This window comes from Entomohabitans teleogrylli, assembly GCF_001484765.1.
GTDB classification, from domain to species: domain Bacteria; phylum Pseudomonadota; class Gammaproteobacteria; order Enterobacterales; family Enterobacteriaceae; genus Entomohabitans; species Entomohabitans teleogrylli.
This window is the reverse complement of sequence record NZ_KQ947377.1, coordinates 382,358-394,318: the sequence shown is the minus strand read 5'-3', so window position 1 is coordinate 394,318 and position 11,961 is coordinate 382,358. Positions and strand designations below refer to the sequence as shown.

The following is an 11,961-nucleotide window of genomic DNA, read 5'->3' as shown; positions in this document are numbered from 1 at the left end:
ATAAACCATGAGCCAGTATGCTGTTATCTACGAAAAAGTTTGCGAAATGATTTGTGACGCCAAAGACCTGGAGCGCGATGAGGTCAATGAAAAAACGCCGCTCTCCCGGCTGGAGCTGGATAGCCTGGATTATGTCGAACTGATGGTGCTGGCGAAGCGTGAGTTTAACGTGACGCTGAGCGCGGAACAGTTTATGCAGCATCCGAATATGACGCTGGGTGAGCTGTGTCAGCTGATAAGTCAGGAGACCGCAGACTGATATGACGCAAAAATGGATCTTAATCACCGGCGGCAGCCGTGGGATCGGCCAGGCGTTGGTCACCCGCCTGTTGCGCGACTGGAATGTGGTGTTTACCGGGCGCAGCGCAGCGGCTATCGAACAGACGCTGGCCATGGTTCAGGAAATGGCGGACGACAGATGGGTGGAGGGGTATGCCTGTGACGGCAAGGACGAAAAGCAGGTTGAGGATTTGTCGCGGGCGTTGCTCGACCGTCTGGGGGCGCCGCACGCCATCATTCATAACGCCGGGATTGCCCGTGACGCGCTCCACATCCATCAGGATGCTGAGGTCTGGCGCGAGGTGCTGGACAACAATCTGGTGTCGGTCATCAACTGGAACCGTATGCTGCTGCCGTCCATGCTGGTGCAACGCGAGGGTGCTATTGTCCTGATGTCCTCGGTTAGCGCCCTGAAGGGCAACAGCGGGCAGACCGCCTATGCCGCCAGTAAAGCGGCGATGGTCGGTTTGACCCGTTCGCTGGCGCTGGAAGTGGGGCGTTTCGGTATCCGGGTTAATTGCCTGGCGCCGGGGCTTATCAACAGCGACATGACGCAGGCGATCCCGGAGGCGAAGCTCAAAGCTCTGCGTCAGGCGATCCCATTACGACGTCTGGGAGAGCCGGAAGAGGTTGCCCGGATGGCGTCGTTTTTAATCGGTGAGGAGAGTCAGTATCTTACTGGTCAAACGCTGGTGCTGGACGGTGGACTTTCCGCCTGACGGCGGTGCTATTCATTCTGTCATTCACTGGGGTTAACGTTTTCGCGCTGGAAAGCCACGTCAAGTTGTTCAAGGCGTTTAACGAACCCCTGTCTCTCCTGAATTGTGCTGCGCCATAGCTGAATAAGCTGTTTACTGTGCTGCGCAGCAAGACGGTGTACGGCCTGGCTTATCTCATCAGGAGGTTCCGTCGCCTTCAGTTGCATCCTGAATTTACCCTCATCGTCAGTCACCTCAAGCATCCTCGCCAGGCGGTGGCTGGCGGCGATAATGCAGGCTTCCGGGGAGATTTGCATATCGCTGGCCGCGCCCAGATAAAGACGGTGCTGCTGGACGCACCAGCCGGCGATATCGCGAATACCCTCAATGGGATGCAGCGCGCGCCAGGTTTTATCCGCTTCGTCGTCTGCGATAGCGCGGCGTTCATCGGTCGGGCTGTGATCTAGACAGCCGATATTGTGCAGTAAGCCGCCGATTTCGACCTTCAGGCTCTGGGTTGGATCGAGACCCATCGCCCTGGCCAGGAACCCGGCGATGCGCCCGACCGTCAATGAATACCACGGCGGATGGCGGCTAAACTGGTCGACAATAAATGCCAGCAGATCCGCGATGTCCCGCAGGTTGTGCAGGGAGATATTGTCGTTGTGGATACGCGGAATTTCTTTTATGTAATCTTCGTAGCGGGAAGACTGCATGGCCGACCAAAAATAGTCCCGGGCGGCGAGTTTTTCGAAGGCATGAATAAATTCTTCTTTGTAGAGCACATTGGCGCCGTTACAGATGGTCTCGGTTAAGACTTCGCGCAGCGATGAGATATTCTCGTTGCGATACTGGGTCAGCAACACGTCGACACGGTCGGCAAAGTACAGCAGATGGCTCTCTTCCGGCACATGTTCACCGTCGATATAGCGCCCCAGACCGTTTTCCCAGCGGGTATGGTGGTAGCGGACAATCTCTTTGAGCGGTTTGAACAGCGGTATCAGACTCAGCAGTTCACCGCCAATCAGGGCGTGGTTGTTCTGCTCGTCGTCAATGTAGTTGAGGGGCTCCAGGCGCGACTGTTCATTCAATCCGCCGATATCATGCAATAGCGCTGCGAGAACCGTTTTGCGACATTGGGCTGGCGAAAAGTGGACTATCTTCGCCAGGTGCCAGGCAATAAATGCGGTTCTTACATGGTGCAGATTCAGCCTGGGATTAATCATATCAATGGTATTTGATATACAGGCCAGTGTCGGAATTAAACTTATTGTCATGATACCTTTTAAAACCGGCTGTACGTAAACGTTACCGTGACCAGAAGGTATCACGGCAGGAGGACTATTTTCGTCTGCAGCCATATTGGGGAAACATTTGGTTGCCAAATAATATTGTATCATCGCTAATGCGATCGATATAGATAATTCTGTCACCACTCTTGTCGCCAAACAAGAGCTCTTGTGCAATATCATTCGGAATATTATCTGAATTATCACGCGAGGTTTTCAGCGATGTCACCAGGTATAGGTTAAAACTGCTGTTATATTTTTTTAAACCGACATTTATACTACGTGACAGGATATATTTTTTTTCGTTTTTGATAAGTAATCCATCAATGTTGATAAACAATGCATTGTCTGAGAGCTCGGCAGATATTAAACCTTCTGAGCGGATATGGTCGCTATTGATTTGTTGTACCACTGAATAGTTAGATTCACAAAAGAATGAGGAGGGGGTATTGGACCTGAACCAGCACAGGGTGGCTACCGTGACAGAAAGAATAACTATGGCGAGTAATGCAATTTTTTTAGGCATTTTTCTTTTCTCTGTAATAATAGCTTGTGCATTTACCCTGCCTGGTTTCACACTCCATTAAGAGAAGCTGGATATTGCTACCCAGTTGACCGTGGACCTGCCTCTTGAAAATATACAGTTCTTTGGGTACCGAGCAGTCGAGGCGGCTGCCTGAAGCACTGTGAGTACTGATAGTTTTCAATATCTCCGGAGAGGCCAGCGTCATTGGCGCATAAATGACGCATTTTCCCTGGGTTATTTTTGTCATTTCCGGGTGATTCCCGGGATCGCCAGCCGCAAAAGTGATAAATAACCCACAGATAAAAACCGGTATTAATGTAAAAGCCAGATAATTCCACCATGGACGCCTGACGCGGGGAACGACTGGCGATGTCTCCGCCAGGCCCCAGGAGGCATCGTAGTCATTATCTGTGGTGACGATAACTTCGTCAGAAACTTTAAACCCAACGCGCGGTACGGTGATGATCACATCTTTCTCAATACCCAGATCGCTCAGGTTTCTGCGTAGTGTGGAGATATATTGATTCAGGTTACTGTTAGAAGCGCGGGCGCCATACTGATCAAACACTGTCTGAAAAATATCGACCCGGGAGAGGATATCACCACGGTGTTGCAACAGCCTGGCCAACAGGCGACTGGAGGTGGCGGAGAGTTCGATACAATCTCCGGTCAGTAAATTGACCAGTGAGGCGTCCTCTGTATCAAAAGTAATAAATCCCTCTATATCGAACCTCATCTTTATCTCCACACTAAGTCGAATATTTTATCTATATAATAGTATTTTTGTCATAAATTTTGATAAAAATCAGATAAAACATCTATTTTTGTATACATTGCCAGCTAATGTTGCTGTTCGCGAGCGTGCGAGACATACTGCACATTACCCTGAACGACAGAAGGAACTGGCACATGAAGTTCGTATCTTTTTCCTGTAACCCTGGCACGCGTAAGGACCCTGGCGCATCTCTTGAAAATTTACGGGTGCTGACGGCGGCTATGGGTATAAATAACCTCACAGGGGTAAACGTACCTGAGCAGGAGTTTATTCTTAATTTATTAGTAGAGCATGGGTCAGAGGGGTTATCCACTCGTGAATTGGCTGACCAGTGTGGAATGTCAATATATAAGGTAAGACATCTTCTTCTTCCGCTGGAAAAATATGGTCAGGTCATCAGAAATAAGATGCAAAAACACCATAAGTGGTATTTGCCCACTGAACACATTGAAATTGAAAGGCATTTTAACAAGGGGGTTTTTCATTTGCAACAGAGATAACTAATTTAGATGTTTTTTCTTTGTTTTAATAAAACGACTTAATTAATATCTCGTAGCGATGTGGGAAAAATCTTATGACTGAAGCAACTTTGGTTCGGTCTTTGTTGGCATCAAAAGTGTAATATACTAAAAACGTTCATGTTTCTGACACTTTTGATGAGAATATTCACTTAAGGGGCGTAAGAAATTGTTTTGCCAGCGCCCCTTCTTCAGCCATTGTTAATACTGATGAACCACGATCCTTACCAATCAGAGTGCTAATGAGTAAAATCGCAATTATTGTTCTGGATCAGTTTTAGTCATTTGCGTGTTTTATAATAAAGCATATTTCAATACAACAGACTAGTTATTATTATCTGATTGTGATGTCGATGTGGTTTTCAACATTGTGTGTAAAAATTAAAAATCGCTGATGGGGGGCTACCATATATTACCATGACAATTAAGCCGTCATGGGTTAACGTCACTTTATCTTAATAAATCTTTACAACCAACGCCACGGCTTGTCAGCAGGAAGGGGAATAGCCGACAAAAACATTGTTGGCAATGAATGCCAGGAACATTGCTGTAGCGACCAGGATTTTATCCTGTTATTTTGCGGTATATTCTTATTGGTCGATTCGGGGCGCTGTATTATCGCCATGTAACGACGGGGGTTGTGGATTATAATTCCCGGGCGCTGCAATTGATCGTCACCGGGATAGCGGCATATGCCGCGGTTATTCGTTGAGGACGCGGCGGCATTTATAAGTTGTAATGATTTTCATTTTCATAGAGTATGCCTGAGCCAGTTGGTACTGAATTTCAGGTAATCTCTTGTCCGGACACTTTTTCATTAAACGGTCAGCCGGCTGGCGGGCATTGTTTTCGATGATGATGCTGTTTGCCGCCCCGCTGATTTCGACATCATTGCTGCGGTTAACGGACTGTCACACGATGGCGCACAGCGCGTCAGCGGAAAGGGTATCCACCGCTTCCGCTCACGATGACGCGCATTCAGCACCCCCCAGCGCTGAGATCCAGGCTCACCATACGATGATCGCCTCCGGCACCGCCAACTCTCCGCTGGAGGATATCCTCTGCGGCTATTGTCAGTTGTTGGTTCATTTGCCTGTTATTTTGCTGGTGGCACTGGCGCTTGCCTGGCTGATGCTGTGTATCGCCCGACAGCGTTATGCGCGCAGTCCGGCGCTCCCGTGTCTGTTTCGCCCGTGGTTTCCTCATCTCGCCCGCGCTCCCCCTGCGTTTTGACCAGGAGCCGCCGCGTTTTGCAAAGCCTGGGATGCAGGGGGATGCCTGCCTGCTCGCCGCCTCCGGCGATCGCCGGGACGCTAATGCGGATCTCAGCCTCGGGAGCGAAAAGGGATACCTGCGGCTGATCGGCAATAAGGCCCGCGCCGACGATTATAAAGATGGCAACGGCGAGCGGGTTCCCTCTCAGTAGGATAAATGGAACGCCGACGTGGCGCTCGGCTGGACTCCTGACAGCGACACGCTGCTGGAGTTGAGCGCCGGTAAAGGCGACGGCGAGGCCAGGTATGCCGGGCGTGGTATGGACGGCTCACAGTTTAAGCGCGAAAGTCTGGCGCTGCGTTTCGAAAAATCCGCTATCGGCCCGCTGTTAGATAAGTTTGAAGCCAGCGCCTACTACAACTATGCCAACCATATTATGGACAACACCTCGCTGCGCTCTCCGGGAACCATGGCGGGAGCCGGGATGGCAATGGGGCCAGCCATGGGCATGAGTATGCCAATGCAAATGCAACTGGACCGGCGCACCGTCGGCGGGCGCATGATGGGAACCTGGCTGTGGTCGGACTATGAACTGAGAAGCGGCGCGGATATGCAATTGAGCACCCACCGCGGCAAAGAAGCCGCGGGCTGGAAACAGGATGCCCTTTCATGATTATGGTGTATTTACTGAGCTGACGTGGCATGTCTCGGAGCGACAGAATATCGTCAGCGGCGCGCGTTTCGATCGCGTTCAGGTGGATAATGATTCCGGCGTCGGCGCCCCACAACGTAACGATACATTGCCAGCGCGTCAGCGCGTGGGTGTCGGCGTATCTGGGACGGGTGAACGACTTTATTCTGTTTCGCTACGATCCGCTGAATGCCCGCGTCAGTCAGGTAGATAATGTCAACGCGACCATCATGGGCGGTGAAATGGGCGTCAGTTTTCAAATCACGCAGACGTTGAAGAGCGATGCCAGCCTGGCCTGGTCCCGGGCGCAAAATACCGATGATCACCGACCGCTGCCGCAGATCCCGCCGCTGGAGGCGCGGCTGGGATTATCCTGGGAGAAAAACGCCTGGAGCGCCAGCGGCCTGCTGCGCCTGGTCAGCAGCCAGCATCGGGTAGCAATCAATGAGGGAAATGTGATCGGAAAAGATTTTGCATCCAGTTCGGGATTTGCCATTTTTTCTGCCTATGTGGCGTATCGGATTAACCGTGATCTGAAATTGAGTGTCGGAGTCGATAATCTGTTTGATAAGGCATATAGCGAACATCTTAACCTGGCGGGCAATAGCAGTTTCGGTTATTCGGCTGACACATCGGTGAATGAACCGGGGCGAACTTTCTGGGGAAAAATCAATGTAACATTCTGAGCCTGACGGGCAATGTGGCGTAGCGCTTCGCGCGCTGATGCCGTAAACAGAGGATATCCGGTTGGCATAGCGCGCTGCCGGATATTTGCGTTCTCGTCAACCCGGCGCTAATAAATTCGGAGTGAAATATCTCGCTTTCGGCACTTTTGTGCTTTTTGGTAGATTATTCTTATCGCTGAAAAGGCATTTCCAGATTTTCCCTAACTGCTGAGCAGTTTATAATGTGACGAGGATTGCCTGCCATATATTGCATAATCTGAATACAGACCGAAAGCTAAGCATCGTAAATAAAGAATGCGCTACTGATTAAAAATTTCGGCTGGTTATGATTTCCATGTTTACCCAGGGGAATAGCGATGCCGGGTCCAGGTACGTTTCAGGAGGATAAACATTGGATCTTTTACAGTTTCAAATGGCAACGGAATTAAACCCCGAAACAGCAGCGCGCTGGTTTTCGTATGTTAATGAGGCAATGGAGGAGTTTGGTATTACCTCAGTGCAGGATCAGTCGATGTTCATTGCGATGGTGGGGCACGAATCGGAAAGTTTTTCCCGGCTGGTCGAATCGCTGGATTATAAGCCTTCGGCGCTGCAGAAAACGTTCCATCGGCGGATTTCCTGGGATCAGGCCAGAATTCTTGGCACTACTCCCGGCCACCCGGCGCAGCAGGAGGCGATTGCCAACCTGGTGTATGGCGGTGAATGGGGAAAAGCCAATCTGGGTAATGAGTCTTACGGTAATGGCTGGAAATATCGGGGAAGGGGTCTGCTACGCCTGACCGGGCTGGCGCACTATCGCGCCTGTGGCGAGGCTCTGGCGCTCGACCTGGAGACGTTTCCTGAATTGCTGGAGCAGGATGCTCTTGCGGCGCGTTCGGCGGCGTGGCTGTTCAGCCACAAGGCCTGTACCGGCCATGAGGGGGATGTTGAGCTGGTGACGCTGATTCTGTGCGGAAGCCCGCGCGGCGTGGAAGACAGGCGCAGGCGTTTCCAGCGAGCCCTGAGCGTGTTGACCTAAAAAGCGGCTCCGCAAAAGCAAGAGCCGCATGGTATTTCCTTTCTGTCAGGCTTCATGGGCGACGGCGTTAACGGCGTGGTTGTTTTTCACCGTTAATGTCACCGCCGCTGAAGCCATCAACGCGATAATCATGAAGATAAATGCACTGTTATAGCTGCCGCCGCTGGTGTGGATCAGCCATCCCATTACAGGCGCGGAGACGACCCCGGCCATCTGGCCGCCGAAGTTAACAATACCGGAGGCGCGCCCCATAATTTTACTGGGGATGGTGTCCATCAGGATGCCCCAGAACATCGCCATAGCGAAGAACATGAACAGGGCGGAGACACACTGATACACGACGGCCATATCGGCGCTGCTGACGGTGAACGTCATGTACAGGAAGCCAGCGGCGATAACTGAGGTGATGACGTACAGCATTTTGCGCTGCGGTTTGAATTTATCTGAGCAGTAGCCCCCCAGCAGAGTGCCGCAGGCGCCAAACAGGAACGGGATGGCGGCCATAACGCCGGTTTTCGCCAGTGAGAACTCACGTACCGTGATCAGATAGCTCGGCAGCCAGGTTGAAAAGCCCCAGAAAGTGATGTCGAACAGGAACCAGATGGCGGCCATCTGCCACAGCACTGGCATTTTCATCACGTCTTTAAACGGTACTGGCGCGGCATTCTGCTGGCCACTCTGATCGTCCTGCGCCAGCTCAGCCAGATCCTGGGCGGTGATGGCCGGGTGATCTTTCGGGTTGTCGCGGGTAAACAGGTAGATGCCTGCGGCGATAAACAGGCCCGGAAGCCCCAGTACAATAAACACCATATGCCAGCCGAAGGCGCTGATAATCCCCGCGGCGACCACGACAGCCAGCGCAGGCCCTAAGGTATTAACCGTAGACTGAATTGCCGTGGCCCGGCCGCGCTCTTTGGACGGGAAATAGGTGGAGATCATCTTCCACGACGCCGCCGGGAAACACCCTTCGCCGATGCCGAACAGGAAGCGCACCGCCAGCATCAGCGGCAGAGTGAATACCGCCCCGGTCAGGCTGGTAAATACTGACCACCAGGCAATACCGATCGCCATAATTTTTCGGGCGCCGAATTTATCCGCCAGAAAACCGCCAGGGATCTGAAAAGCCGCATAGCCAATAAAAAAGGCGCTAATAATTAATCCCTGTTCAGTGGTATCCAGGTTTAAATCACGGCCAATAAAAGGCAGTGAAACGCTCATCACCATTCTGTCGAGAAAAGAGAGTAACCATGCCAGCCAGATAAGCGACAGGATGGTATATCGTGCTTTCCAGGATTTCGGTTTACCCGCAGGTAAAGAAGATTGTAGGCTCATTTGTGATGTCCTTAGGGTGTAGTTGTCCGGCGCGGGCAATAAATGGCCGCGCTGGACAGGCGCTGATTTATCTTTTGTTATTAATATTGTTTTCTGATAACAGTACCGCTGCAGGCATAACTCTCTATGCCGTTGATTAAAGCGATGCGCCCGTTAACCATTACCATATCGATCCCTTCGGGATACTGGTTTGGGGCAATAAATGTCCCCTTATCCGTAATGGTTTGCGGGTTAAACATCACAATATCTGCCGCGAATCCCACTTTTAGTAGGCCGCGATCGGCCAGCCCCAGTACTTCGGCCGGTTTGCCGGTCATCTTGCGGATGGCGGATTCCCAGCTCAGGCAGCCCTCTTCCCGTACATACTTACCGAGAACGCGCGGAAAGGCGCCGAACACCCGGGGATGCGGCTTGCCGGCGCCCATCAGACCGTCGGTACAGACGTTCTGCTCCGGGCGACAGAGGAACTTAATGACGTGTTCTTCAGTGCCGTAAAAGTCCACCATGCCGACGGCGTTTTCTTCTTCATAGAGCAAATCAAACGTGGCGTTATAGGGGTCTTTACCGCGCAGTTCCCCGAGCTGTACCAGGTTAAGGCCCACGGCGTCCTGGTTTTTTGCGGTTTTTGCGCTGGTGACGAAGATCTGATCCAGACCGGCGAAGTCGATGAAGTTGTCCCAGCCCGGGATGCCGTTCTGGATATCTTTAATCATTCTGGCGCGCAACTCCGGCGATTCCAGGCGTTCCAGCAGTTTATCGGTGCCGCCGGCGTGTACCCACGGCGGCAGGATTACGCCGAGCATGGTACTACCCGCGACATACGGGTACTGGTCGTAAGAAATACGGATACCTTCCGCCTGCGCCTGTTCCAGCATGCCGAGCATCTGGTCAATCAGCCCCCAGTTCTTTTTGCCGCATACCTTCATATGGGAAATATGCAGCCAGACGCCGGAGGCTTTGGCGATATCGATCAGCTCCTGGGTGGAGGTAATGATATCGTCGGCTTCGCTGCGCTGGTGGACTACAAAGATACCGTCGTATTGCGCCGTGACTTTGCACAGTTCGATCATCTCGGCGGTGTCGCCAAAGGCGCAGGGCATGTAAATCAGGCCGGTGGAGAGGCCAAAAGCGCCGGCTTTCAGCTCGCGTTCCAGGATCTGGCACATTTTCGCCACGTCTTCCCGGGTCGAGGGGTTACCCTCCAGCCCCATGGCCTCCATACGGATATTGCCGTGGGGGACCAGGTACGCCAGGTTGGTGGCCGGATGGCGCGATTCCAGCAGATTCAGATAGCCTGCGGTATCTTTGTATTTCCAGTCAATTTTGTCGGTATCGCCGTCCAGTCCGGCGATGTTTTTACGCCAGGCCGCAATGTACTGTTCCGGCAGCGGCGCCAGCGCGACGCCGTCCTGACCGAGCAGTTCAGTCGTGATCCCCTGGCGGATTTTTGCCGACAGCGCCGGGTTTACAATGGCCGACAGGTCCGAGTGGGTATGGGTATCAATAAAACCCGGGCAAATGACTTTCCCCGTGGCGTCAATCACCTGGTCGTTAACGCCAGGCTCGGCCTGGCCAATGGCGACAATGCGTCCCTCATCAACCACTACATCGGCGATGAACGCATCACCGCCGGTACCATCGATCACTTTTCCGTTCTTAAAGATGGTCTTCATCGTTATTCTCCGGGGCGGCGCGCCGCGGTATGGCGCGCCGCATTCAGGGTAAGTGAATGTTCTGTCTTTATTTTTTATTTGCCGTACAGGCTGTGAATAATGCCGTAATAGCCGTTTGCAGAGCCGGTCAACTGGGAAATTTCAATATATTCATCAATGGTATGCGCCAGGTTTTCCCGCGACGGGCCGAAACCGACGGTTTTAATGCCCGCTTCTCCGGCATAGTGGCTTCCGTTGGTACAGAAGGAGTACTGGGTAATGGTCGGTTCGATACCTGCGGCGCGTACCCCGGCCAGCGCTGCCTGGACAAACTCGTCGGATTCATCGAATACCCAGCCGGGGAAGAAACGCTCGCCCTCAATGGAGGCGCCGGTGTAGCAGGATTCCTGGCCGAAAGCGTAAGAGACTTTGCCCTTAAATTGCGGGTCTTCGGCCGCCAGCTCTTTGAGCGCATTTTCCAGCGGTGCGATGACGCTCTCTTTGGTTTCGCCGACCAGCAGGCGGCGATCGTAGGTGGCGCGGCAGTAGTCCGGCACCACCGAGGCCCCCGGATACGGCGAGGATTTAATGTCGGTCAGTTCCAGAATGCCGGGCCCCAGTACCGGGTGGTTCGGCGGAGTGATGGTACGAATCTTGTCGATAAGTTGCGCCATCTTGTATACCGAGTTAATGCCCGCCTGCGGGTTGGCGGAGTGGGCCGGTTTACCGAAGGTTTCCACTACGATTTCCGCCCGGCCGCGCTGGCCGATTTTCAGGTTTAACTCTGAGGCTTCGCCGATGATGACGTAGTCAGGCTTATAGCGTTCGCTGACCAGGCGTGCGGCAACCCCTTCGAAACACTCTTCATGCACAATACAGGCGACGTAAATCTTGCCGGCGAAGTTACGCTGCTGGTCCTGGCCGTAGAAACCCACCGCGGAAATCATCGCCGCGACGGCGCCCTTCATATCGGTGGTGCCGCGGCCATAGATTTTTCCGTCCGCAATATCGCCGCCGTACGGGTTACGGCTCCACTTCTCTTCATCCACCGGTACGGTATCGATGTGCCCGTCAAAGACCAGGGTTTTCCCCGGCTGGTTACCGACAATCCCCCCGACGATGTTGCCGTATTTATCAATGTGAATGTCGTCAAACTGATAGTGCTGCATCATTTTTTTAATAGCGTTAACGACATCGCCTTCCTGTCCGGAATAACTTTTCTGTTGGATCAGCGCCTGGCAGTTTTTAACCACTTCATCAACACGACTTGCAGATAACATGC

General features: G+C 52.6%; 11 protein-coding genes and 1 pseudogene. 6 read left to right on the top strand and 6 right to left on the bottom strand.

Annotation, left to right across the window (positions count from 1 at the left end; translation table 11 throughout):
- The first annotated feature begins 7 nt into the window (after positions 1-7).
- Positions 8-259, top strand: a complete 252-nt coding sequence (locus tag AQ981_RS04995) for an acyl carrier protein (protein ID WP_058910645.1) — start codon at positions 8-10, stop codon at positions 257-259.
- A 1-nt stretch (position 260) separates the two neighbouring features.
- Positions 261-998, top strand: a complete 738-nt coding sequence (locus AQ981_RS04990) for an SDR family NAD(P)-dependent oxidoreductase (protein WP_058910644.1) — start codon at positions 261-263, stop codon at positions 996-998.
- A gap of 20 nt (positions 999-1,018) precedes the next feature.
- On the opposite strand, the gene AQ981_RS04985 is transcribed toward AQ981_RS04990, so the two are convergent.
- From AQ981_RS04985 to AQ981_RS04975, 3 genes are all read right to left on the bottom strand, one after another.
- Positions 1,019-2,254, bottom strand: coding sequence for an HD domain-containing protein (locus AQ981_RS04985; protein WP_058910643.1), 1,236 nt, complete (start codon positions 2,252-2,254; stop codon positions 1,019-1,021).
- Between the two features lie 64 nt (positions 2,255-2,318).
- Positions 2,319-2,792 carry a hypothetical protein gene (locus tag AQ981_RS04980; protein WP_058910642.1) on the bottom strand — a complete coding sequence of 158 codons (474 nt, stop codon included), beginning with the start codon at positions 2,790-2,792 and terminating at the stop codon, positions 2,319-2,321.
- Positions 2,785-3,528 carry a winged helix-turn-helix domain-containing protein gene (locus AQ981_RS04975; RefSeq protein WP_058910641.1) on the bottom strand — a complete coding sequence of 248 codons (744 nt, stop codon included), beginning with the start codon at positions 3,526-3,528 and terminating at the stop codon, positions 2,785-2,787. Before AQ981_RS04975 ends, AQ981_RS04980 begins: the two co-directional genes overlap by 8 nt.
- Positions 3,529-3,701: 173 nt before the next feature.
- Between AQ981_RS04975 and AQ981_RS04970 the strand changes: the two genes are divergently transcribed.
- The 4 genes and pseudogenes from AQ981_RS04970 (at position 3,702) to AQ981_RS04950 (ending at position 7,695) form a co-directional block, all read left to right on the top strand.
- The gene (locus AQ981_RS04970; protein WP_058910640.1) at positions 3,702-4,067 is read left to right on the top strand and encodes a FaeA/PapI family transcriptional regulator; all 366 of its coding nucleotides are present in this window, start codon (positions 3,702-3,704) and stop codon (positions 4,065-4,067) included.
- Positions 4,068-4,937: 870 nt separating this feature from the next.
- A complete protein-coding gene (locus tag AQ981_RS04965) occupies positions 4,938-5,318 on the top strand; it encodes a DUF2946 family protein (protein WP_154675903.1) in 381 nt (126 codons plus the stop codon).
- Positions 5,308-6,677 (top strand): annotated as a pseudogene (locus AQ981_RS26820) (TonB-dependent receptor domain-containing protein); the annotation flags it as partial. The gene AQ981_RS04965 and the pseudogene AQ981_RS26820, both read left to right, overlap by 11 nt.
- A gap of 391 nt (positions 6,678-7,068) precedes the next feature.
- Positions 7,069-7,695, top strand: a complete 627-nt coding sequence (locus AQ981_RS04950; RefSeq protein WP_058910637.1) for a glycoside hydrolase family 19 protein — start codon at positions 7,069-7,071, stop codon at positions 7,693-7,695.
- 45 nt (positions 7,696-7,740) lie between these two features.
- Here the strand turns inward: AQ981_RS04950 and AQ981_RS04945 are convergent, their stop codons facing one another.
- The 3 genes from AQ981_RS04945 to AQ981_RS04935 form a co-directional block, all read right to left on the bottom strand.
- Complete coding sequence (locus AQ981_RS04945; RefSeq protein ID WP_058910636.1) at positions 7,741-9,027, bottom strand: MFS transporter; 1,287 nt, start codon at positions 9,025-9,027, stop codon at positions 7,741-7,743.
- Between the two features lie 80 nt (positions 9,028-9,107).
- Positions 9,108-10,700 carry an N-acyl-D-amino-acid deacylase family protein gene (locus AQ981_RS04940; protein ID WP_058910635.1) on the bottom strand — a complete coding sequence of 531 codons (1,593 nt, stop codon included), beginning with the start codon at positions 10,698-10,700 and terminating at the stop codon, positions 9,108-9,110.
- Positions 10,701-10,774: 74 nt separating this feature from the next.
- Positions 10,775-11,959, bottom strand: a complete 1,185-nt coding sequence (locus AQ981_RS04935; protein WP_058910634.1) for a YgeY family selenium metabolism-linked hydrolase — start codon at positions 11,957-11,959, stop codon at positions 10,775-10,777.
- Positions 11,960-11,961: the final 2 nt, after the last annotated feature.